Source organism: Azohydromonas sediminis (assembly GCF_003574675.1).
GTDB lineage: Bacteria > Pseudomonadota > Gammaproteobacteria > Burkholderiales > Burkholderiaceae_C > Calidifontimicrobium > Calidifontimicrobium sediminis.
In genome coordinates this window covers 34236-58374 of the sequence record NZ_QOAZ01000007.1, presented here as the reverse complement: position 1 = coordinate 58374, position 24139 = coordinate 34236, and the positions used below count along the sequence as shown (strand labels likewise).

Genomic DNA, 24139 nt, shown 5'->3' with positions numbered 1-24139 from the left:
GTCAGACGTTGCTCGTCGCGCGCACCTCGCCGATCGTCGTCAGCCCCTGCAGCACCTTCTCGATGCCGTCCTGGCGCAGCGTGCGCATGCCGTCGGCAAGCGCCTGGTCGAGCAGCTGCTCGACACGGCCGCCGCCGACGATGAGCTGGCGCAGCGGCCGCGTGACGGTCAGCAGCTCGTGGATGCCGACGCGGCCGTCGAAGCCGCTGCCGTCGCAGCGCGGGCAGCCCGGGGCCTCGTAGAACTGGATGCGTCCGTCCTCGCCGAAGCGCACGCGCCAGTCGGCCAGCACCGCGTCGCGCGACGGGCGCAGCGCCTCGGGGAACACGTGCAGGTGGTCGCCGAGCAGGTCGTCGACCTCGGCATCGGTCGCGTCGCGCGCGGTGCGGCAGTGCGGACACAGCCGCCGCACCAGGCGCTGCGCGAGCACCGCGAGCAGCGAGTCGCCGAAGTTGAACGGGTCCATGCCCATGTCGAGCAGCCGCGTGACGGTCTCGGGTGCGGAGTTCGTGTGCAGCGTGCTGAGCACGAGATGGCCGGTCAGCGAAGCCTCGATCGCGACGTTCGCCGTCTCCTCGTCACGGATCTCGCCGACCATGATCACATCGGGGTCGGCGCGCAGGAACGCGCGCAGCGCCTTCGCGAAGGTCCAGTCGATTTTCGGGTTGACCTGCACCTGGCGCAGCCCGCGCTGCGTGATCTCGATCGGGTCCTCGGCCGTCCAGATCTTGCGCTCGGGCGTGTTGATCTCGCCGAGCGCCGAGTGCAGCGTCGTCGTCTTGCCGCTGCCGGTGGGGCCGACGCACAGCACCATGCCGTAGGGGCGGTGGATCGCGTGGCGCAGCCGCGCGAGGTTGTCGGCCGACAGGCCGAGCTGGTCGATCGGCAGCGGCTTGGCCGACGCGAGGATGCGCATCACGACGTCTTCGAGGCCATTGGCCGTCGGGATCGTCGCGACGCGCAGCTCGATCTTGTGCTGCGGCGAGAAGCGCGCGAAGTTGATCTTGCCGTCCTGCGGCTTGCGGCGCTCGCTGATGTCGAGGTCGCACATGATCTTGATGCGCGCCACCAGCGCCGCGCGGTAGGTGTGCGGCAGCTCGAGGTAGGGCTTGAGCACGCCGTCGCGGCGGAAGCGGATGCGCACCTTCTCGCGGCCGGGCTGCGTCTCGATGTGGATGTCGGACACGCGCTGCATCCAGGCGTCGACGATCATCGTGTTGACGAGCTTGACGAGCGAGTTGTCGGACTGCTCGATCGCCGGCTCGTCGTCGCGCTCGGCGGCGCTCAGCTGCTGCTGCTCGAGCGAGGCCAACAGCTGGCTCGCGTCGGGGGGTTCGAACTCGATCGGCGCACCGAGGTGCGCGACCGCGGTGTCGGCGTGGCGCGCGTCCATGCCGAAGCGCTCGTAGATCGGCGGCAGCGCGCGCGCGATGTCGCTGGCCGGTGCCAGCGCCGGCACGATCTTGCACTGCGAGACGAACTCCAGCTCCTCGAGTGCGGGGCGCACGGTGGGGTCGTCCATCGCGACGATCAGCCGCGAGCCGCGGCGCAGCAGCGGCAGCGCGTTGAGCCGGTGCGCTACCGCGAACGGCACGCACCGTGCGGCCTCGATCTCGACCGGGAACGCCGCGACGTCGACCACTGGGTAGCCCATCTTGCGCGCCAGCGCGGTCTGCAGGTCCTGCCGCGAGACGATGCCGTTGCGCACCAGCAGCTGGCCCAGCGGCACCGAGCGGTCGAGCTTCTGCTGCGCGAGCGCCTCGTCGAGCTGCTCCTCGGTGATCAGGCCCAGACCGAGCAGGGCCTCGCCGATGCGCATCACCGGCATGCGCGCCTGGTGGTCGATCGCGGCGACGAGTTCGTCGGCGCTGGCGACCTTCTTCGCGAGCAGCGCGTCAGCGGGCGGACGCGCCGCGGCCGGGGGCTGCGTCTTCGGCTCGGGCGGCGCGTCGAGGTGCAACTCGGCTTCGACCGGCGGCGTGTCGCACGGCGTGCCGGGCGCGGCTGCCGTGTCGGGCGGCGCATCCAGCGCGAAGCCGCTGTAGCGTCCCTGCGGCACGAACACCGGCTGCACCGCGCCATGGTCGCCGTGCGGGACGAACAGGAACAGCCCGGCGTCGGTCTCGACGTGGCCGACGGTCTCGCCGCAGCGCGCCTGGCCCATCGCATTGAGCAGTCGATAGCGCTGGGCGAGGGGATGCGCGTCGTCGCTGCGCGCGGGCTGCAGCGGCACCGTCAGCGTCAGCTGCTGGATCTGCGCGAACGCGAACGGCATCGCCTGCCGCCCGCTGCCGATGCGCACGCAGGCGGTGCGCTGCGCGGGATCGAACGCGGTCAGCTGGCCGCGGATCGTGCGGCCCGTCGTGCCTTCGATCGTGCACTCGGCCGGCAGCCGCGGCTGCACCGACGCATACGCGGGCGAGGGCGGGGACGGCCACGCGAAGCCACCCCCCGCCGACGTCGGCGGCGGGTCGAGCGGCGGCATGGACAGGTCCGTCATCGCTGGGGCGTGGAATCGGCGCGCGGGCAGATTCCCGCGCAACGATCGTAGGCGCCGCAGCGCGGGGCGAAGCGCCGAGATGCGGGGCGTTGGCGGCGCAGTTGCGCGCCGGGGGGGCGCGCGGCGGCGCCTCAGCGTCGCATCTGCTGCGGCAGGAACGTCACCAGCTCGGGAAAGGCGTAGATCAGACCGACCGCCGCGACCATCAGCACGAAGAACGGCAGCGTCACGCGCGCGATCCAGCCGATCTCGCGCCTGGTCATGCCCTGCAGCACGAACAGGTTGAAACCCACCGGCGGCGTGATCTGCGCCATCTCGACGACGAGCACGACGAAGATGCCGAACCACAGCGGGTCGATGCCGGCCTTCGTGATCGTCGGCAGGATCACGCCCATCGTCAGCACGACCATCGAGATGCCGTCGAGGAAGCAGCCGAGCAGGATGAAGAACAGCATCAGCGCCAGCAGCAGCGCGAACGGGCTCAGGCCCAGCGTCGCGATCCACTCGGCCAGGTGCCGTGGCAGGCCGATGTAGCCCATCGACAGCGTCAGGAACGCCGCGCCGGCGAGGATCAGCGCGATCATGCAGTACAGCCGCGTGCCGCCGATCAGGCTGTCGCGGAACGTGGCCCAGGTGAGCGACCCCTGCGCCGCCGAGACCACGAGCGCGCCAACGACGCCGATCGCGGCCGCCTCGGTCGCCGTCGCGATGCCGGCGTAGATGCTGCCGAGCACGGCGGCGATCAGCAGCACGACGGGGATCAGGTGGCGCGATTCGCGCAGCCTGTCGCGCAGCGGCAGCCGCGCGTCGGCCGGCGGCACGAGCTGCGGGTGGCGCCAGGCCCACACCATCAGATAGCCCGAGAACAGCAGTGCGATCAGGATGCCGGGCACGACGCCGGCGATGAACAGCTGCGCGATCGAGACCTCGGCCGCGACGCCGTAGACGATCATGATGATCGACGGCGGGATCAGCAGCCCCAGCGTGCCGGCGCCGGCCAGCGAGCCGATCGCTATCGCGTCGGGGTAGCCGCGCCGCTTCAGCTCGGGCAGGCTCATCTTGCCGATCGTCGCGACGGTGGCGGCGCTCGAACCCGAGACGGCGGCGAACAGCGCGCAGCCGGCGACGTTGACGTGCAGCAGCCGCCCGGGCAGCGCCTGCATCCACGGCGCCAGCCCGCGGAACATGTCCTGGGAGAGCCGCGTGCGAAACAGGATCTCGCCCATCCAGACGAACAGCGGCAGCGCCGTCAGCGTCCAGCTCGATGCGCTGCCCCAGATCGTGACCGCCATCGCGTCGCCGGCCGGGCGCGCGCTGAACAGCTGCATGCCGATCCACGCCACACCCGACAGCGCCAGCCCGATCCACACCCCGCTGCCGAGGATCAAGAACAGCGAGACGACGAGCAGCGTCGTGATCGCGAGGTCGCTCATGCGCAGGTGGCGGTCACTCGTTGCGTGCGGCCTCGTCGCTGGCCGCAGCGACACGGCGTCCGCGCAGCTCGAGCACCAGTTCGTCGACGAAGGCGATCGCCAAGATCACGCTGCCCACTGCCATCGACAGCTGCGGGATCCACAGCGGCGTCGCGTCGCTGGCGGTCGAGACGTCGTTGAACGCGTGCGACTGCCACGCCAGCCGCACGCTGTAGAACGCGAGCAGCGCCGCGAGCAGCGATGCGGCGCCCAGCGCCCACACCTCGAGCGCGCGCCGTGCACCGCCGGCGAGCGTGCCCAGCACCAGCGTGACGCGGATGTGGTCGCCGCGCTTGAGCGTGTGCGCGAGCGCGAGGAAGCCGGCGGCGGCCATCAGGTAGCCGGCGTAGGCGTCGGTGCCCGGCACGTGGAAGTGCAGCGCCCGGCTGACGATGGACAGCAGCACCATCGCCAGTAGGCCGACCATGCACAGGGCCGCTGCCCAGGCGGCCCCGTCGTAGAGCGCGTCGAGCGCGCGGCGCACCACGGCCCGCGCGGCTTACTTGCGGAACGCGTCGACCAGCTGCTGGCCCTCGGGGCCGGCCTTGTCGAGCCACTCCTTGAGCATCGTCTCGCCGACCTTCTTCATGTCGGCGGTCAGCTGCGCCGGCGGCGGCGAGACGATCGTCATGCCGTTGGCGCGCAGCTTGTCGAGGCTCTCGGTGTTGGCCTTCTTGCTCGCCTCGAGGCCGCGCACCTCGGCGTCGGCGGCGGCCTTCAGCAGCGCGTCCTGCGTGGGCTTGTCGAGCGCGTCGAAGGCGCGCCGGTTGACGATCACGGCGTTCTTCGGCAGCCAGGCCTGCGTGTCGTACCAGTACTTGATGTGCTCGTAGGTCTTGGTGTCGAAGCCGGTGGCGCCGCTGGACATGTAGCTCTCGACGACGCCAGTGGCCATCGCCTGGCTGAGTTCCGCGGCCTGCACCGTCACCGGCTGCGCGCCGACGAGCTCGGCGATGCGCGCGGTCGCCGGGCTGTAGGCGCGCCACTTGACGCCCTTGAGGTCGGCGGCCGAGCTGATCGGCTTCTTGACGTAGATGCCCTGCGGCGGCCATGGCACCGCGTACAGCACCATCATGCCCTGCTCGGCGAGCTTTTTGTCGAGCATCGGCTTTTGCACGCGCCACAGTTTCATTGCGTCGTCGTAGCTGGTGGCCAGGAACGGGATGCCGTCGGCGCCGAAGATCGGCCACTCGTTCTGGAAGTTGACGAGCAGGATCTCGCCGATCTGCGCCTGCCCGCCCTGCACGGCGCGCTTGATCTCGGGCGCCTTGAACAGGCTCGCGTTGGGGTGCACCGTGATCTTGAGCTTGCCGCCGGTCGCGCGCTCGACGTCGTCGGCGAACTGCTGCAGGTTCACGCTGTGGAAGTTGGTCGCCGGGTAGGCGGCGGGCAGGTCCCACTTGACCTGGGCGTGGGCAGCCGCCGCAACGGCGAGGCTGGCGGCGGCGAGCAGGGGCGGCAACAGTTTCATCGGGGCTCCTGGCGGTCGGGGTGGAAAGCGGGTGTGCACGCTGCAAGCATCTGCCGTGCCGGCCTGGCGCGGGCTCGGGGTTTGCCAGCGGGTGCGTTGCAGTCTAGGAAGCGTGACGATAAATTGTCAATAAATCTTCGACGTTCTGGTGCAAACCCCGATGCCGCGCAAATCCGCCTCCGTCGCCGCGACGCCGGCGCCCGCCGCGGCGTCGCGGCGCAGTGGGGGCATCGTGTCGTCGTCGCACCTCGTCTCGCCGCGCAGCGTCGAGCTGTCGGAGTTCGAGTTCGGCCTCATCGTCGCGTGGAACGCGTTCTCGCGCTGGGCCGTGCGCTGCATGGCCGCCGCCGGCTGCCCCGACCTCACGATCACCGACGTGCTGCTGGTGCACCACCTGTGCCACCGGGCGCGCAACAAGAAGCTCGCCGACATCTGCTTCGTGCTCAACTACGAGGACACGCACGTCGTTGCGTACTCGCTGAAGAAGCTGGTGGCCGCCGGCCTCGCGCAGGCGCAGCGGCAGGGCAAGGAGGTGTTCTACCGCCCGACGCCGCAGGGCGAGGCCTACGTGCAGCAGTACCGCGCGGTGCGCGAGGAGTGCCTCGTCAAGAGTCTGGACACGGAGCTCAACGCCGACATCGGCGAGCTCGCCCGCCTGCTGCGCACGATGAGCGGCATGTACGACCAGGCCGCGCGGGCGGCCACTTCGCTGTGAGCTCGACGTGATGCACGACGACCGCGCGCCGACGGGGCGCTGGCAGTTCTGGATCGACCGCGGGGGCACGTTCACCGACGTCGTCGGCCGTGCGCCCGACGGCTCGCTGCGCACGCTCAAGCTGCTGTCGGACAACCCGGGCCAGTACGACGACGCCGCCGTCGAGGGTATCCGCCGGCTGCTCGGGCTGCAAGACGGCGAGCCGATCACGCCGGCGCGCGTCGAGTGCGTGAAGATGGGCACCACGGTGGCCACCAACGCGCTGCTCGAGCGCAAGGGCGAGCGCACGCTGCTGGTGACGACGCGCGGCTTCGGTGACGCGCTGCGCATCGCGCAGCAGAACCGCCCGCGGCTGTTCGACCGCCACATCGTGCTGCCCGAGCTGCTGTACGAGCGCGTCGTCGAGGCCGACGAGCGCGTCGGCGCCGACGGCACCGTCGTCGTGCCGCTCGACGAGGCCGCGCTCGCGCGCGCGCTGCGCGACGCGTTCGAGGCCGGCCTGCGTGCCTGCGCGATCGTGTTCATGCACGGCTGGCGCTTCACCGCGCACGAGGCGGCCGCGGCGCGGCTGGCGCGCGACGCCGGCTTCATGCAGGTGTCGGTGTCGCACGAGGCGAGCCCGCTGATGAAGCTCATCGCGCGCGGCGACACGACCGTCGTCGACGCCTACCTGAGCCCGATCCTGCGCCGCTACGTCGACCGCGTCGCGGCGCAGATGCCGGGGGTGCCGCTGTACTTCATGCAGTCCAGCGGCGGGCTCACCGAGGCGCACCGCTTCCACGGCAAGGACGCGATCCTGTCGGGACCCGCGGGCGGCATCGTCGGCATGGTGCGCACCGCGCTCGCGGCCGGGCACGACAAGGTCATCGGCTTCGACATGGGCGGCACGTCGACCGACGTCAGCCACTACGCTGGCGAGTTCGAGCGCGCGTTCGAGACGCAGGTCGCCGGCGTGCGCATGCGCGCGCCGATGATGAGCATCCACACCGTGGCCGCCGGCGGCGGCTCGATCGTGCGCTTCGACGGTGCGCGGCTGCGCGTGGGGCCCGAGTCGGCCGGCGCCAACCCCGGGCCGGCGAGCTACCGCCGCGGCGGTCCGCTGGCTGTCACCGACGCCAACGTGATGCTCGGGCGCATCCAGCCGTCGCATTTCCCGGCCGTGTTCGGGCCGCACGGCGACCAGACGCTCGACCGCGCGGTGGTCGCCGAGCGCTTCGAGGCCGTCGCGCGCGAGATGAGCGCGGCCGCCGGCCGTGCCGTGAGCGCCGAGGAGGCCGCAGCCGGCGCGCTGCGCATCGCGGTGCAGAACATGGCCGGCGCGATCAAGCGCATCTCGGTCGCGCGCGGCCACGACGTCACGCGGTACACGCTGCAGTGCTTCGGCGGCGCCGGCGGCCAGCACGCCTGCCTGGTCGCCGACGCGCTCGGGATGTCGCGCGTGTTCGTGCACCCGCTGGCCGGCGTGCTGTCGGCCTATGGCATGGGGCTAGCGGACCAGACCGCGATGCGCGAGGCGTCGGTCGAGCAGCCGCTCGACGAGGCCGGGCTGCAGGCCGCCGCGCGTCGCGCCGCCGAGCTGGCCGACGCGGCGTGCGCCGAACTCGTCGCGCAGGGCGTCGCGCCCGACGCGGTGCAGGTGCACCAGCGCGTGCACGTGCGCTACGCGGGCACCGACACCGCGCTCGTCGTGCCGCTGCCGCCGGACGGCGGATCCGGTGCGGGGGCGGCGCTGGAGGCGATCGGCCACGACTTCGACGCGGCGTACCGGCAGCGCTTCGCGTTCCTGATGCCCGAGCGCGTGCGCGTGATCGAGGCGGTGTCGGTCGAGGCCGTCGCGCCCGGCGAGCGCCACGACGAGTGCGGCGCGGCCGTCGCCCGCGAGCACCGCCCGCCGCCGCTCGAGCACGTGCGGCTGTACGACTTCGCCGCCGACGACGCCCCGGGCTGGCGCGACGCCGGCCTGTACCAGCGCGAGGGTCTGGTGCCCGGCGCCGTGATCGACGGCCCCGCGGTGATTGCCGAGCGCAACGCGACGACCGTCGTCGAGACCGGCTGGCAGGCGCGGCTGGCCGCCGGCGGTGTGCTCGAGCTCGTGCGCGTGCAGCCGCGGCCCACCCGCCACGCGCTGGGCACCGCGGCCGACCCGGTGATGCTCGAGGTGTTCAACAACCTGTTCATGAACATCGCCGAGCAGATGGGGCTGGTGCTGCAGAACACGGCGCACTCGGTCAACATCAAGGAGCGGCTCGACTTCTCGTGCGCGCTGTTCGACGCCGACGGCAACCTGATCGCCAACGCCCCGCACATGCCAGTGCACCTCGGCTCGATGAGCGAGTCGATCAAGACCGTCATCGCACGCAACCCCGACATGCGCGCCGGCGACGTCTACGTGCTCAACGACCCGTACCACGGCGGCACGCACCTGCCCGACGTCACCGTCGTGACGCCGGTGTACCTGCACGACGGGGAGCCCACGCCGGCGTTCTACGTGGCCAGCCGCGGCCACCACGCCGACATCGGCGGCGCCACACCGGGCTCGATGCCGCCGTTTTCGACGTCGATCGCCGAGGAGGGCGTGCTGTTCGACAACTTCCTGCTCGTGCGCGACGGCCGGCTGCGCGAGGCCGAGCTGCGCGCGCAGCTGGCCTCCGGAGCCTACCCGGCGCGCAACCCCGAGCAGACGATCGCCGACCTGCGCGCGCAGATCGCCGCCAACGCGAAGGGCGTGCACGAGCTGCGCGCGATGGTCGGGCAGTTCGGCCGCGACACGGTGGCGGCCTACATGCGCCACGTGCAGGACAACGCCGAGGAGTCGGTGCGCCGCGTGATCACGGCCCTGAAGAATGGCACCTTCGAGCTGCCGCTCGACAACGGTGCCGTGATCCGCGTGCGGGTCAGCGTCGACGCGGCGCGGCGCGAGGCGACGATCGACTTCACCGGCACGAGCGCGCAGCTGCCGGACAACTTCAACGCGCCCAAGGCGGTCACGATGGCCGCCGTGCTGTACGTGTTCCGCACGCTGGTCGACGACGACATCCCGCTCAACGCCGGGTGCCTGAAGCCGCTGCACGTGATCGTGCCCGAGGGCTGCATGCTGAACCCCAAGCCGCCGGCGGCGGTGGTGGCCGGCAACGTCGAGACCTCGCAGTGCGTGACCAACGCGCTGTACGGCGCGCTCGGCGTGATGGCCGCCGGCCCGTGCACGATGAGCAACTTCACGTTCGGCAACGCGCGCCAGCAGTACTACGAGACGATCGCCGGCGGCAGCGGCGCGGGGGTCATCCGCGACGACACGGGCCGCGTCGTCGGCGGCTTCGACGGCACCGCGGTCGTGCAGACGCACATGACGAACTCGCGCCTGACGGACCCCGAGGTGCTCGAGTTCCGCTACCCGGTGCGGCTCGACAGCTTCACGATCCGCCGCGGCTCCGGTGGGGCGGGGCGCTGGAAGGGCGGCGACGGCGGCGTGCGCCGCATCCGCTTCCTCGAGCCGATGACGGCGGCCATCCTCAGCAACGGCCGCGTCGTGCCGTCGTTCGGGCTGGCCGGCGGGCGGCCGGGTGCCGTGGGCGTCAACCGCGTCGAGCGCGCCGACGGCCGCGTCGAAATGCTCGGCGCGTGCGCCTCGGTCGATATGAACCCTGGCGACGTGTTCGTCATCGAGACGCCGGGTGGCGGGGGCTGGGGCCCGCCCGCCTGACGTTCGCCGCGCGGGCGGGTCGTCCGGCGGAGTGAGCGAGGGCGGCGTGCGTCTCAGGCGCGCGTGCGGGCGACGCGGAACACGCTGACCGCGGCGACGAGCTGCTCGGCCTGCTGGCGCAGGCTCTCGGCCGCGGCGGCCGACTGCTCGACGAGCGCCGCGTTCTGCTGCGTCGCTTGGTCGAGCTGCGTGACGGCGTCGCCGATCTGGCCGATGCCCGAGGTCTGCTCGGCCGACGCGGCGCTGATCTCGGCGATCAGGTCGCTGACGCGCTTGACCTGCTGCACGATGTCTTGCATCGTCGCCCCGGCGTCGCCGACCAGCTTGGCGCCGGTGTCGACCTTCTCGACGCTGGCGCCGATCAGGCTCTTGATCTCCTTGGCCGCCTGCGCGCTGCGCTGCGCGAGGCTGCGCACCTCACCGGCGACCACCGCGAAGCCGCGGCCCTGCTCGCCGGCACGCGCCGCCTCGACGGCGGCATTGAGCGCGAGGATGTTGGTCTGGAACGCGATGCCGTCGATCGTGCCGATGATGTCGGCGATGCGCCGGCTGCTGGCGCTGATCTCGTCCATCGTCGCGACGACCTGGCCGACGACGTCGCCGCCGCGCGTGGCCACGTCGCGCGCCGCGGTGGCCAGCTGTGATGCGGCGCGGGCGGTGTCGGCGTTGGTCTTGACGGTGGCGGTGAGCTGCTCCATCGACGACGCCGTCTGCTGCAGGCTGCTGGCCTGCGTCTCGGTGCGCGCGCTCAGGTCGGCGTTGCCCGAGGCGATCTCGCCGGCGGCGACCTTGACCGAGTCCGACGCCTGCTGCACCGCGTGGATCGCCTGCGCCAGGCGCTGGCGCACCGACTCGACATCGCGCACGAGCCGGCCGACCTCGTCACGGCCCTGCGCCTGCAGCGGCTGCGTCAGGTCGCCGTCGGCCAGGCGCGCGACCGCTGCCGACGCCGCGTGCATGCGGGTGAGCAGACCGCGCGCGAGCAGCAGGCTCAGGCCGAAGCCGGCCCCGAGCGCGACCAGCGCCGCGACGGCGATCGTCGTCTGCGCCGTCGCCGCCGAGGCGCGGGCGCTGGCGACGTCGGCGTCGATCGCGGCCAGCCGCGCGGCCGTCACTTCGCTGATCTGCTTGAGCAGGCGGTCGTACTCGCCCTGCGCGGTGGTCAGGAACGTGGCCGCCATCGCGGCGCCGGTGGACTTCATGTCCAGCGTGTCTTTGATCGCATGGTCGTACTTCGCGAAGCCGGCGGCCAGCGCCTTGACGACTTCGCGTTCGTCGTCGGAGGTCACCGCCGCGGCACGGTCGGCGAGCGCCTTCGACAGCCGCGCCGAGGTCTCGGCGAGCGCCTGGTCGATGGCATCGATCTCCTTGACGTTGAATCCCATCGACGAGTAGCCGATCGAGCGGTTGATCAGGCCGTTGAGGTCGCGGATGCCCGACTCGAGCCCGGCGACGAAGGTGTAGCTCGGCAGCCGCTGCGCGTGGATCGAGTCGACGGCGGCGCGCTGCTGCGCGAAGCCCCACATCGCGCCGGCCGCGCTGAGCACCAGCAGCACGAGGCACACGGCGGGGGCGAGGAGCAGCTTGTTGCGCAGCGATAGGTTGTCGAGGAGTTGCATGACGGGTTTCGAAGTGGGACGGACGGATCGACCGCAGCGGCGCGCAGCCGCCCGGTGCTCAGGACGGTGGCCGACGGCTGCTTGTGAGCGCAAGCAGGCCGGTGCGGGCCATGACGCCGCAGGCCGGAGGGGCAGCGTCATCGGGTCGGTGCCAGCGCCCGATATCGACGTCGGCGCGCCGATCTTGAGCCGGTACCGTCGCCGCCGATGCACCAAACGGCGCGCTGATCGTCCCGTTCCACTCCGCACGGGCCAGGTCGCCGGTCGCTGCGAGGCACAATCCCGGCGGTTCCCCCACCACGCCGCAGGGGCGGCGCTTCGGCATGTCAGGCTCCACGTTCGGCGAGCTGTTTCGCGTCACCAACTTCGGCGAGAGCCACGGCCCGGCGATCGGCTGCGTGATCGACGGCTGCCCGCCGGGGATGGCGCTCGCCGAGGCCGACATCCAGCCCGACCTCGACCGCCGCCGCCCCGGCACCAGCCGCCACGTGACGCAGCGCCAGGAGGCCGATCGCGTCGAGATCCTGTCGGGCGTCTACGAGGGCCGCACCACCGGCACGCCGATCTGCCTGCTGATCCGCAACACCGACCCGCGCAGCAAGGACTACGGCAACCTGCTCGACACGTTCCGCCCCGGCCACGCCGACTACACCTACTGGCGCAAGTATGGCCTGCGGGACCCGCGCGGGGGCGGGCGCAGCTCGGCGCGGCTGACCGCGCCGATGGTCGCCGCCGGTGCGGTGGCCAAGAAGTGGCTGCGCGAGGCCCACGGCACGACGTTCACCGGCTGGATGAGCGCGCTCGGCGAGATCGAGATCCCGTTCGACAGCGCCGAGCACATCGCCCACAACCCGTTCTTCGCGCCGAACGCGGCCATCGTGCCCCGGCTCGAGGCGTACATGGATGCGCTGCGCAAGGCCGGCGACTCGTGCGGCGCACGCATCGAGGTGCGCGCCGCGAACGTGCCGGTGGGTCTCGGCGAGCCGCTGTTCGACAAGCTCGACGCCGACATCGCCCACGCGATGATGGGCATCAACGCCGTCAAGGGCGTCGAGATCGGCGACGGCTTCGGCGTCGTCGCGCAGCGCGGCAGCGAGCACGGCGACGAACTGAGCCCTGAGGGCTTCCGCAGCAACCACGCCGGCGGCGTGCTCGGCGGCATCAGCACCGGGCAGGACCTCGTCGTGCGCATCGCGATCAAGCCCACCAGCTCGATCCGCCTGCCCAAGGCGTCGATCGACCGCGACGGCCGCCCGACCACGGTCGAGACGCACGGCCGCCACGACCCCTGCGTCGGCATCCGCGCCACGCCGATCGCCGAGGCGATGCTGGCGCTGGTCGTGATGGACCACGTGCTGCGCCACCGCGCGCAGTGCGCCGACGTGCGGCTGCCGCTGCCGCCGATCCCGGGCCGCGCACCCGCCTGAACCGGCACCCACCGGGCCGCCGAAGCGCCGGGATGGACCGGCGCCTGGGCGCATTTCCTGTCTTGGACAGCCTCAAGCTTCGGCGATCCTGTGCCGAAGACCGGTCCAGGTTGCCTGCGCGTCGATGCTCGCGCGCGGCAGCCCCCGACAACGACAGCGATCCGCGCTGAGAAGGTGGCAATGACGATGGCAGCAGTTCTTCAACCCGGCAGCGCAGTGCCGGTGGCGTCCTCTTCCGAGGCCGACCGGGGCGGGAACCCCGCCGGCTTCTTCACGCACCACGGCGTGTGGGCACCGGGCGTGAAGTTGTTCCGCCAGGTCGGATTCCGCTTCAAGGCGGCCATCATCAGCGTGTGCTTCCTGGTGCCGCTGCTGCTCGTCGGCGGGGCGTGGTTCGCCGGCGTCAACGCCGACATCGCGTTTGCGCAGAAGGAGCGCGACGGCCTGGCCTTCGCGCGCGACGTGATGCCGCTGCAGGTGCTGCTGGTGCGCCAGCGCGCGCTGGCGGCACAGCAGACGGTGCTGGGCCAAACGCCGGCCGAGTTGGCGGCCGTGCAGGGCGACGTCGCGCGCCAGCTGAAGGCCGTCGAGGCGGCGCAGGCGGCCAGCGGCGACGCGTTCGGCACCGCCAAGTCGCTGGCGCGGCTGAAGCAGGCGCTGGCGGCGCTGCCGGCCGGCGGCGAGCTCGAGGCCGTGATGGCGGCGCACGACGCCGTGGTGGGCGCCGTCGTCGACCTCGTGACGCAGGCCACCGACGGCTCGAACCTGACGCTCGACCCGGCGATCGACACCTACTATCTGATGGACGGCGCGCTGCTGCGCGTTCCGGCGCTGCTCGACCGCCTGGGCCGCCTCGCCGCGCTCGGCGGCGCGATCGCCGGCGGCGCGCAGACGTCGTCGAAGTCGCACGACGCGATGGTGCGCTCCGAGTTCTCGGCCGAACTGCTGACGGCGCAGCTCGACGAGGCGCTGCACAAGGTCGACGGCGTGCACGCCGGCACGCTCGCCGCGCTGCGCTTCGGCGAGATCGACGTGGCGCTGAAGGCGTTCCGCCTCGAGGCGCAGGCGATGAACAACGCGACGAAGATCGGCGCCGACGGCGCGAAGGCCGTCGACGAAGTCGTCGGGTTGCAGCGCGCGATGCTCGAACGGCTCGACGGTTTGCTCGCCGAGCGCGTGGCCACGCTGCGCGGACGCGGCATCGCGATGGGCGTGGCCGTCGCGCTGTTCGTCGCGGTCGCCGCGTACCTCTTCTACAGCTTCTACCTCGTGATGGACGGCGGCCTTAAGGAGACGCGGCGCCACCTGCGTGCGATGACCGACGGCGACCTGACGACCAGCCCCGACCCCTGGGGCCGCGACGAGGCGGCGCAGCTGATGGTCGCGCTGCGCGAGATGCAGGACTCGCTGCGCACCATCGTCACCGAGGTGCGCACTGGCAGCGACCAGATCCTGCACTCGAGCAGCGAGATCGCCAGCGGCGCGATGGACCTGTCGGCGCGCACCGAGAAGACCGCGGCCAACCTCGAGCAGACGGTGGCGTCGATGGAAGAAATCTCGGGCACCGTCAAGAGCACCGCCGACAACGCCAACGCCGCGGTGACGATCGCGCGCGACAACGCGATGGCCGCCACCGAGGGCGGGCGCACGATGGCGCAGGTCGTGCAGACGATGGACGGCATCGGCGAGTCGTCCAAGCGCATCGGCGAGATCATCGGCGTCATCGACGGCATCGCGTTCCAGACCAACATCCTCGCGCTCAACGCCGCCGTCGAGGCCGCGCGTGCCGGCGACGCCGGCCGCGGCTTCGCGGTCGTGGCCAGCGAGGTGCGCGCGCTCGCGCAGCGCTCGGGCGCGGCGGCGCGCGAGATCAAGGCGCTGATCACGACGAGCGTCCAGCAGGTGCAGGCCGGCACCGCGGTGGTCGGCCAGGCGCGCGAGGCGATCGAGCGCGTCGTCGACAGCGCGCAGCGCGTCGGCGGCCTGATCGACGAGATCGCCACCGCGGCGCGCGAGCAGGCGCTCGGCGTCGAGCAGGTCGGCGCCGCGGCCACCGAGCTCGACCAGACGACGCAGGCCAACGCCGCGCTCGTCGAACAGACCGCCGCCGCCGCGCAGGCGCTGCGCGAGCAGGCGGCGCAGCTGGCGCAGCGCGTCTCGCGCTTCCGCCTGCCCGAGGGCGCCCCGCCGGTGGCGGCGACGGCAGCCGCCGCGCCGACGGCCGACTTCGACTTCGACAAGGCCGTCGACGCGCACCGCGCGTGGAAGGTCAAGCTGCGCAGCGCGATCGCGAACCGCGAGCGGCTCGACGCCGACACGATCTGCCGCGACGACCGCTGCCCGCTCGGCCAGTGGCTGCACGGCCCCGGCGGCGCGCGCTGGGGCACGCGCCCGGCGTTCACGTCACTGCTCGACGAGCACGCCGAGTTCCATCGCGCGGCCGGCGAAGTCGCCGCGACGATCAACCGCGGCGCCTACGACGCTGCCGAGCGGCTGCTGGGCAGCGGCTCGCGCTTCGCCGAGGCGTCGAACCGCACCGTCAGGGCGATCCTGCGCGTCAAGCGCGACCTCTGACGCACCGCCGCGCCCCGTGGACGCCGACCTGTTCACCGACGACGCGCCGGCGCGCTCGCGCTGGCGCGAGCGGCTGGCGGCGTGGCACCCGCGGCAGTGGCTGGGCACGCTGAAGCTGCGGCTGGCCGCTGGCGCACTGGTCACGCTGCTGGCCGGCATGGCGTGGTCGGCGTGGCAGATGCAGCAGGTCGCCGCCGACGAGCTGCTCGCGCAGGCGCAGGCGCGCGAGCAGCGCGAAGCGCAGCGCACCGCCGCCGTGATCGGGCGGCGGCTGGCCGAGCTGCAGCGCGCGCTCGCGCTGGTGGCCGCGCAGATGCCGCCGGCGCTGACCGCCGACCCGGCGCGGCTCGAGGCCTTCCTCGTCGGCCAGCCGGTGCTGCTGTCGGCGTTCCACTACGTCAACGTCGCCGGCCGCGACGGCCGGCTGCTGATCTCGGTCGACGACAAGAGCGTGAGCTGGCCCAAAGTGTCGATCGCCGACCGCCCGCATTTCCGGCGTGCGCTGGCCGAGCGCCGGGCGCAGATCTCGGACCCGCTGCCCGGGCGCGTGGCCGGCGAGCCGGTGGTCGTGTTCGCGCAGCCGCTGCTGGCCGACGGCGAGGTGCACGCGGTGCTGCTGGGCGTGCTGCGGCTGGCCAGCCGCGACCTGCTCGCCGACCTCGCCGAGGCGCGCAGCGACGACGACGGCACCCTCGTCGTCATCACCGACGACCACGGCACGATCCTTGCGCACCCGCAGCGCGCGATGGTGCTGCGCTCGCTGGCCGACGAGCCGCGGCTGGCGTCGGCGTACCTGCAGTGGGAGGCGCAGGCGCGGCCGCTGCAGCGCGATGCCGGCCACTGGCAGCAGGCCGGCGAAGTCGTCGCGATGGCCGGCGAGGGCGTGGCCGGCTGGCACGTGTGGCGCGCCATGCCGCACGCGGTGCAGCTCGGTCCGCTGGCGCAGGCGGCGGCGACGGCGCTGCGCCGCTCGGCCGGCATCGCCGCGGTACTGGCCGCGCTGCTGGTGGGCTTCCTCGCGTGGCAGCTGCGCCCGCTGCGGCAGCTCGAGTGGCGTGCGCAGCGGCTGCTGCACGCGGGAGGGCACAACGGCGCCGACGACGACTGGCCGGTGGCCGACGGCGAGATCGGGCGGCTGGCGCGCACGCTGCGCCACGTGTGGGCCGAGCGCTCGCAGATGGAGGCGTTCAACACCGAGGTGCTCGCCAAGCTGCGCTCGGTGATGGCGGCCGCACCGGTGGGGCTGTGCTTCACGCGCCACGGCCGCTTCGAGCTCGTCAGTGCGCAGCTGTGCCACCTGCTCGGGCGCAGCGAGCACGAGCTCGTCGGCCAGCCGACGCAGCTGATCTTCGCGTCGAACGAGGACTACCTCGCGCTCGGGCCGCAGGTGGCCGCCGCGTTCGCGCGCGGCGAGCCCTACGTCGGCGAGTGGCAGATGCTGCGCGCCGACGGGCAGGTGTTCTGGGCCCGCCTGCGCGGACGGCCGGTCGACGCGGCCGACCCGGGCGCCGGCACGATCTGGAGCCTCAACGACATCAGTGACCAGGTGCAGGCGCGCGAGCAGCTCGAGCGCGCGGCGCTGCACGACGCGCTGACCGGCGTGGCCAACCGCAAGGGTTTCGAGGCCGCGATGGCCCGCGTGTTCGCGGCGCCGGCCACGCAGCGTCCGGCGTCGGTCGTGATGATCGACCTCGACCACTTCAAGCCGATCAACGACACCGCCGGCCACGCCGCCGGCGACGCCATGCTCGTCGCCGTCGCGCAGGCCATCGGCGGCGCGGTGCGCACGAGCGACGTCGTCGCACGGCTCGGCGGCGACGAGTTCGCGGTGCTGCTGCCGCGCTGCACGCAGGCGCAGGCCGTCGTCGTCGCCGAGAAGGTGCGCAAGGCGATCCGTGACATCGCGCTGCCGTGGCAGGGGCGCACGCTCGGCGTCGGCGCGAGCCTCGGCGTGGCCGAGCTGAGCGATGCCCACGCCGACCCGGCGCAGTGGCTCGCCGACGCCGACGACGCCTGCTACGCCGCCAAGCGCAGCGGCCGCGGCGCGGTGCGCGAACGCAGCGCCGCGCTGCGCCTGGTGCACAACGAGGGCTGAGCCGCGTCTGCCCCGCTCGCCCGCACCGACGGACCGATCCGATGCCCCCGCCCGCCCGCGACGCCGTCACGCTGGGTCGCCGCCGCTGGCTGCGCGCCTGTGCGGCGCTGGCGGTGGTCGCACCGCTGGCGGGCTGCGCGCGCGACGGCGCGCCGCCGCTGCGGGTGGCCGGCATCGACTGGGCACCGTATCTGTTCGCCGAGGCCGAGCGCGTCGCCGGCCGGCTCGATGCCGGGGCCGTGCGTCTGGTCGAGATGCCGTCGTCGACCGACTGCCTGACCGCGCTGCACGCCGGCACCGTCGAGGCCGCCGGCCTGACGCTCGACGAGATGCTGTACGCGCGCAGCCGCGGCCTCGACCTGGTCGCCGTGGCCGTGTGCGACGAGTCGCAGGGTGCCGACATGCTGCTTGGCGGCCCCGGGGTCGCGTCGCTCGCGGCGCTGCGCGGGCGGCGCGTCGGGCTCGAGCGCGGTGCGGTGGGTGCGCTGCTCCTCAAGGGCGCGCTGCAGGCCGCGGCCCTGCGCCCCGACGAGATCGTGCCGGTGGACATGCCGATGCAGCGCCACCGCGCCGCGCTCGCCGGCGGCGAGGTCGACGCCGTCGTGACCTACGGCGCGGCGGCACGCGCGCTGCTGGCGCAGGGCGCGCGCGTGCTGTTCGACAGCGCGCGCATGCCCGGCGCGATCGTCGACGTGCTGGCCGTGCGCGCCGACGCGCGCGAGCCGCACGCGGCGGGCCTGCGCGCGTGGCTGGCCGCGCACTTCGCGGCGCAGCATGCGTGGCAGCGTGATGCCGCTACGGTGCGCCCGGCGCTGGCCGCGCGTCTGGGCATCGCCGACGCCGAGGTCGACGCGCTGTTCACCGGACTGACCCTGGTGCCGCTGGCGGCGCAGCGCGAGTGGCTGCGGGTGCGCCTCGCGCGCGCGGCCGCCGACCTGCAGGGCGTCATGCTCGACGGCCGGCTGCTCGAGCGGCCCGCGCCGCTGAACACGCTCGGCGACGACGCCTACCTGCCGCCGGACGCAGGGGCGAGCGCGTGACGGCGCGCCCGTCGTCGCTGCGCTGGCACGTGCCGCTCGTGCTGGCCGTGCTGTGGGTGCTCGCGATCGCGCTGAGCATGGGCAATGCGCTGTCGGCTCGCCACGCCGAGCTGACACGGCAGCTCGAGCGCGACGCGCGCGCGCAGGTCGTTCACCTCGTGCGCATGGCCACGGGCGTCAGCGTCGCCGACCCGCGCTTCGTGCAGGACTTCGCGCACGCGGCCGCGGTGCGCGAGCTGCGCGCGCTGGCCGTCGTCTCTGCCGAGGGCCGCGTGCTGCACGGCCAGTACCGCGCATGGGTGGGGCTGCCCGCGGCCGCGACGCTCGACGGCTGGGACGCCGGGCTCGCCGAGCGCGCGCTGCGCGGCGACGACGCGCAGCTCGCGTGGCTCGACGGCGGTCGCCTCGCGCTGGCGCAGCGCGTCGAGCTCGCGGGCAGCGACGACTCGCTGCGCGGCCGCGCGCCGGCGCTGGTGTGGCTCACGCTCGATGCGCGACCGCAGCGCGAGGCGCTGACGGCACAGGTGCTGCGCGCGCGCGTGCCCGACGTGGCCGCGACCGCGCTGCTGCTCGCCCTGCTGGGCGTGTGGCTGCACCGCCGCGTCGTGCAGCCGCTGGGGGCGCTGACGCAGGCCGCCGACGCGGCGCGCGCCGGTGTTCCGGTGGCACGCGTCGTGCCGTCGGGTGCGGCCGAGGTGCGGCGCCTCGGCGAGGCCTTCGATGCGATGCTGCGCGCACTCGCCGACTCGAACGCCGAGCGCGAGGCGAGCGCGCAGCGCCTGCGCCTGGCGCTGGAGGCCAGTGGCGACGGCGGCTGGGTGTGGGACCTGGTCAGCGACCGCGTCGAGTACAGCGACGGCTTCGCCAGGCTGCTGCGCCATCCGGGGCCGGGCTTTCGCGACGCGTTCGTGTTCCGCGAGCGGCTGCACCCCGAAGACCGCGAGGCCGCACTCGCGGCGGTGCGCCGCTCGATCGACGACGGGGTGCCGTTCGCCGCGAGCTACCGGCTGCGCTGCTTCGACGGCGAGTACCGCTGGTTCCTCGGTCGCGGTGGCGTGCAGCGCGACGCGCAGGGGCGGGCGGTGCGCTTCTCGGGTGTCCTGTCGGACCTGCACGGCCGTCTGCAGGCCGAAGAGCGGCTGCGGCTCGCGCAGGCCGTGTTCGAGCACACGCGCGAGGGCGTGCTGATCACCGACGCGCAGCAGCGCATCGTCGCCGTCAACCCGGCCCTGGCGCGCACGCTCGGCCACGCGCCCGACGAACTCGTCGGCCGTACGCCGCAGCTGCTCGTCGCGGACGGCCACGACGCGTCTGTCTTCGAGACGATCGGGCGCGACGTCACGCGCGTGGGCCATTGGCAGGGCGAGATCGTCGCCCGCACGCGCGACGGGCGGCGGGTGCCGCAACTGGTGTCGATCAGCGCGGTGCGCGACGCCGGCGCAAAGGTGACGCACTACGTCGGCGTGTGCAGTGACATCTCGCAGCTCAAGCAGACCGAGGAGCGGCTCGACTTCCTCGCGCACCACGACGTGCTGACCCAGCTGCCGAACCGGCTGCTGCTGAACATCCGCCTCGACCAGGCGCTGGCTGCCGCCGAGCGGCACGGCACGCAGGTCGCGCTGCTGCTGCTCGACCTCGACCACTTCAAGGACGTCAACGACAGCTGGGGCCACGCCGCCGGCGACCGCCTGCTGCAGCACGTCGCGGCGTGCCTGCGCCAGCGGCTGCGCCGCAGCGACACGCTCGCGCGGCTGGGCGGCGACGAGTTCGCGCTCGTGATGAACGACGTCGCCGAGCCCGACGCCGCGGCGCGGCTGGCCGCGAGCCTGCAGGCCGCGCTCGCGCAGCCGTGGCGCGGCGTCGACGGCGAGGAGATCGCGGTGGCGTGCAGCATCGGCATCGCGATGGCTCCGGCGCACGGCACCGACGCCTCGACGCTGATGGCGCACGCCGATGCGGCGCTGTACCGCGCCAAGGGCGACGGCCGCGGCGTCGTGCGCTTCTACAGCGACGAGCTCACCGCCGCGGTGCGCGACAAGCTGCGCACCGAGGCGCGCCTGAAGCGCGCGCTGGCCGAAGAGCGCCTCGAGCTGCACTGGCAGCCGCAAATCGACGTCGCCAGCGGCCGTGTCGTTGGCGCCGAGGCGCTGCTGCGCTGGCGCGACCCCGACGAGGGCCTGATCCTGCCGGGGCGCTTCATCGGCGTGGCCGAGGCGAGCGGGCTGATCGACGAGATCGGCGCGTGGGTGCTGCGTGCCACGTGCCGGCAGGCGCGCCGCTGGGCCGACGCCGGCTGGCCGCCGATCACGCTGGCCGTCAACGTCAGCGCGCGCCAGTTGCGCTGCGGCGACTTCGCCGCGCGCGTCGTCGCCGAGCTCGAGGCCAACGGTGTGCCCGCGGCGTGCCTCGAGCTCGAGATCACCGAGAGCGTGCTGATGGCCGGCGACGCGACGGCGCAGGCGCTCGCGCGGCTCGATGCGGCCGGCGTGCGGCTGGCGATCGACGACTTCGGCACTGGCTACTCGTCGCTCGCGCAGCTCAAGCGCTTCCCGGTGCACCGGCTGAAGATCGACCGCTCGTTCGTCACCGGGCTGCCCGACGACGGCGACGACGTCGAGATCGCGTCGAGCGTGATCGCGATGGGCCACGCGCTCGGACTGCAGGTGCTCGCCGAGGGCGTCGAGACCGAGGCGCAGCTCGCGTTCCTGCGCGAGCGCGGCTGCGACAGCTTCCAGGGCTTCCTCGTCGCACCGGCACTGGCCGTGCCCGACTTCGAGACGTTCTGGCGGTCGCGGCTCGCGCCAGCCCGGCTCGCGGGCGTTGCCTTGGGCTGAACGCACGCAGACCCCGTCGTCGCAGCGTCTTCGTCAGGGTGCAGCGATCGGCGCAGGGCCCGGGGCGTCGGGTGGCATCGGCTGGCGACCGCGCGGCGTCGCCCGATGCGTCGCGGCGGTGAGGCAGCCACCGTCGCCCGAGCGCATCGCGACTGGTGACATCCGGGCGCCGTCGGCCCCGGCGCCCGCGCAGGGCGGGCGTGGCGGGCCGGCGGCGGGTCAGGCCGCGGCCAGCCGGGGGGCCGTGCGCGTCACCACGGGCGGCTCGGCGAGCGGCGCGTGCGCCGCGGCGGTGGTCTCCACGTGGCGGTACACGCCACAGCCGACGAGCACGTCGCGGTCGAGCGGGCGCACGAAGGAGGCCTTGGGCTGCACCTGGCCGGTGGCCGGGTTGACGATGTCGTACTCGACCCAGCCGCCGCCGGCGTCGGCGGCGGCCCAGGCGTCGCGCACGAAGCGGTCGCCGTCGATGCCGGGCACCTCGTGCACGCGCTTGCCTTCCATCGTCGGCTTGGCGCCGTGCAGCACGTAGCGGCCCTGGCGGTCGAGCAGGAACACGTACAGGTCGCGGTCGACGAAGCCCTCGTCGGTGCTGTGCAGCACCGGCGCCGCCGCGGCGCGGCCGCGCGCGTGGATCAGCGCGAGCGCACGCTCGACCAGCGCCCGTGCCTCGTCGGCGCTGCCCTGGCGCAGCTTGATCGACGACACCGCCTGCGTGAGCTTGGCCGCGCGCTCGACGAGATCCTGCGACGACGAGGTCGACTCCTCGACCAGCGCCGCATTGCGGCGCGTGATCTCGTCGAGGTTGCCGACGCTGCGCGCCATCTCCTCGAGGCCGCGGCTCTGCTCGGCGCTGGCCTGCGCGATGTGGCGCAGCCGCGCCGAGACGTCGCGCACGCCGTCAACCATCTGCTGCAGCGAGCCGCTCATGCCCTGCACGCGCTCGACGGTGGCGCCGACCTGCTCGCCCGACTGCGCGATCAGCGTGCGGATCTCGGCCGCGGCGTTGGCGCTGCGCTGTGCGAGCGCGCGCACTTCGCTGGCCACCACCGCGAAGCCGCGGCCGGCGTCGCCGGCGCGCGCAGCCTCGACGGCGGCGTTGAGCGCGAGGATGTTGGTCTGGAACGCGATGCCGTCGATGACGCCGATGATCTCGCCGACGCGCTTGGAGCCGGCCTCGAGCGCGCCGAGCGAGGCCACGGTGTCGCGCATCGCGGCGCCGCCGGCATCGGCGCGCTGGTGCAGGTCACCGGTGACCTGGTCGAGCAGCTGCGCCTGCTCGGCGTTGCTCGCCACCGCGGCGCTGAGCTCCTCGACGGTGGTCACGAACTGGCGCAGGCTGGCGGCCTGCTCCTCGGTGCGCTGCGCGAGCGCGGCGCTGTCGTGCGCGAGCTGCTCGCCGGTGCCCGACACGCGCACCGCACTGCTGCGGATCTCGGCCACCATCGCCGACAGGCGGTCGGCCATGCGCTCGACGACGGCGCCGATGTCGGCCAGCTCGTCGCGTCCGCGGATCGCGAAGCGGTGTGCGAGGTTGCCGTCGGCCACGGCCTGCACGCCGCGCGTGAGCGCCTTCAGCGCGCCGGTGAAGCTGAGGTAGAAGCACAGCCCGAAGTAGCCGAGCAGCGCCAGCCCGGCCAGCGTGGCCGCCGTCTGCAGCGCGGCGCGCCACTGCAGCGCGTCGCTGCGCTGCGCGAACGCGTCGTCGAGCGCCTGCAGCACCTGGCCCTTGACGGCCACGGCCTGCGCGATCGCCGCCGTACCCTGGTCGAAGAACGGCGCCGGTTCGTCGGTCAGCGCCGCGTCGACTTCGAACACGGCCTGCACGCGCTGCGCGTAGGCGCGCGCCGCGGCCGCGGCGTCGGCGAACGCCGCCGGCGGCGCGACGCCGGCGCGCTGCAGTGCGGCGATGCGGGCCTCGAGCTCGCCGAGCTGGCGCTGCATCGCCTCGGCGCGCGCGAGCATCTGCGCACGCTCGTGCGCGCTGGCGTCGCCGCGCGCGAGCAGCGCCGCGCCCTGGCCGCGCAGCACGCCGAGCGACTCGGTCCACGGCAGCAGCTGATCGACGGCGATCGACATCAGGTAGTACGACGCGGGCTCGGGGTCGAACAGCAGCCCCGAGCGTTCGGCAACGAGCTGCAGCAGCTGGCGCAGCGCCTCGACCTGCTCGCTGTGCTGCGCGAACGCGCGCGTGCGCTGCGCGTCGTGCCGGCCCTCGGCCAGCGCCGCGATCGCGTCGCGCGTCGGGGGCCACGCGTCGTCGATGCGAAATGCCGTCAGCGCCCGCACGCGCTCGTCGACGGCGCCCAGCGCTGCGCGCAGCGCCTGCCGCGTCGCGTCGCGCGCGGCGGTGGCCGCGGTGTCGCCCGACAGCGCGCGGTTCGTGAGTCCGCGGTGCGCCTGCAGCGGCGTCGCGACGTCGAGCAGCGCGCCGACCAGCCGCGCGCCCTCGGTCTCCTGGCGCGTGTAGGCGAGCTCGCCGCGCACCGCGGACAGCGCCAGCGCCAGCAGCACGAGCAGCGGGACGAACAGCATCATCCCGGTCAGTGTGATCTTGGCGGGCAGGCGCAGTCGCCGCATCAGCGCCATGCCGGGCGCCAGAGCGAAGGACAGGGGCGAGGACATTGGGGTCTCCTTCCTGTGTGGGGGTGGCGTCGGCACGAGTGCCGGCAGGGCCGGCACCGGCGGCACG

13 protein-coding genes are annotated in these 24139 nt (G+C 73.4%); 7 read left to right on the top strand and 6 right to left on the bottom strand.

Going from position 1 to position 24139, the window contains the following annotated elements:
• Position 1: 1 nt before the first annotated feature.
• The 4 genes from DRV96_RS05835 to DRV96_RS05820 form a co-directional block, all read right to left on the bottom strand.
• Positions 2-2500: a GspE/PulE family protein gene (locus tag DRV96_RS05835; protein WP_210756981.1), complete on the bottom strand. Its 2499-nt coding sequence runs from the start codon at positions 2498-2500 to the stop codon at positions 2-4.
• 131 nt (positions 2501-2631) lie between these two features.
• Positions 2632-3933 (bottom strand): TRAP transporter large permease, encoded by a 1302-nt coding sequence (locus DRV96_RS05830; protein WP_119288795.1) that lies wholly within the window; start codon positions 3931-3933, stop codon positions 2632-2634.
• 13 nt (positions 3934-3946) lie between these two features.
• Positions 3947-4456: a TRAP transporter small permease gene (locus DRV96_RS05825; RefSeq protein WP_119288931.1), complete on the bottom strand. Its 510-nt coding sequence runs from the start codon at positions 4454-4456 to the stop codon at positions 3947-3949.
• Between the two features lie 15 nt (positions 4457-4471).
• Positions 4472-5443: a TRAP transporter substrate-binding protein gene (locus DRV96_RS05820; RefSeq protein ID WP_119288793.1), complete on the bottom strand. Its 972-nt coding sequence runs from the start codon at positions 5441-5443 to the stop codon at positions 4472-4474.
• 160 nt (positions 5444-5603) lie between these two features.
• Between DRV96_RS05820 and DRV96_RS05815 the strand changes: the two genes are divergently transcribed.
• Both DRV96_RS05815 and DRV96_RS05810 read left to right on the top strand, forming a co-directional pair.
• Complete coding sequence (locus DRV96_RS05815) at positions 5604-6158, top strand: winged helix DNA-binding protein (protein WP_119288791.1); 555 nt, start codon at positions 5604-5606, stop codon at positions 6156-6158.
• Positions 6159-6168: 10 nt separating this feature from the next.
• Entirely contained in the window at positions 6169-9858 is a 3690-nt protein-coding gene (locus tag DRV96_RS05810; protein ID WP_119288789.1) for a hydantoinase B/oxoprolinase family protein, read from the top strand.
• 53 nt (positions 9859-9911) lie between these two features.
• On the opposite strand, the gene DRV96_RS18700 is transcribed toward DRV96_RS05810, so the two are convergent.
• Entirely contained in the window at positions 9912-11477 is a 1566-nt protein-coding gene (locus DRV96_RS18700) for a methyl-accepting chemotaxis protein (protein WP_119288786.1), read from the bottom strand.
• A gap of 323 nt (positions 11478-11800) precedes the next feature.
• Here DRV96_RS18700 and aroC point away from each other — a divergent pair, with 323 nt between their 5' ends.
• From aroC to DRV96_RS05780, 5 genes are all read left to right on the top strand, one after another.
• Positions 11801-12904, top strand: a complete 1104-nt coding sequence (gene aroC, locus DRV96_RS05800; protein WP_119288784.1) for a chorismate synthase — start codon at positions 11801-11803, stop codon at positions 12902-12904.
• Between the two features lie 222 nt (positions 12905-13126).
• On the top strand, positions 13127-15478 hold the full coding sequence (locus DRV96_RS05795) for a methyl-accepting chemotaxis protein (RefSeq protein WP_235823301.1): 2352 nt from the start codon (positions 13127-13129) through the stop codon (positions 15476-15478).
• A gap of 16 nt (positions 15479-15494) precedes the next feature.
• On the top strand, positions 15495-17573 hold the full coding sequence (locus tag DRV96_RS05790) for a sensor domain-containing diguanylate cyclase (RefSeq protein ID WP_235823300.1): 2079 nt from the start codon (positions 15495-15497) through the stop codon (positions 17571-17573).
• Between the two features lie 41 nt (positions 17574-17614).
• Entirely contained in the window at positions 17615-18613 is a 999-nt protein-coding gene (locus DRV96_RS05785) for an ABC transporter substrate-binding protein (protein WP_119288782.1), read from the top strand.
• On the top strand, positions 18610-21447 hold the full coding sequence (locus DRV96_RS05780; protein WP_119288779.1) for an EAL domain-containing protein: 2838 nt from the start codon (positions 18610-18612) through the stop codon (positions 21445-21447). The genes DRV96_RS05785 and DRV96_RS05780 overlap by 4 nt, the downstream gene beginning before the upstream one ends.
• Before the next feature lie 219 nt (positions 21448-21666).
• On the opposite strand, the gene DRV96_RS05775 is transcribed toward DRV96_RS05780, so the two are convergent.
• The gene (locus tag DRV96_RS05775) at positions 21667-24072 is read right to left on the bottom strand and encodes a methyl-accepting chemotaxis protein (protein ID WP_162910959.1); all 2406 of its coding nucleotides are present in this window, start codon (positions 24070-24072) and stop codon (positions 21667-21669) included.
• Between the last annotated feature and the right edge of the window lie 67 nt (positions 24073-24139).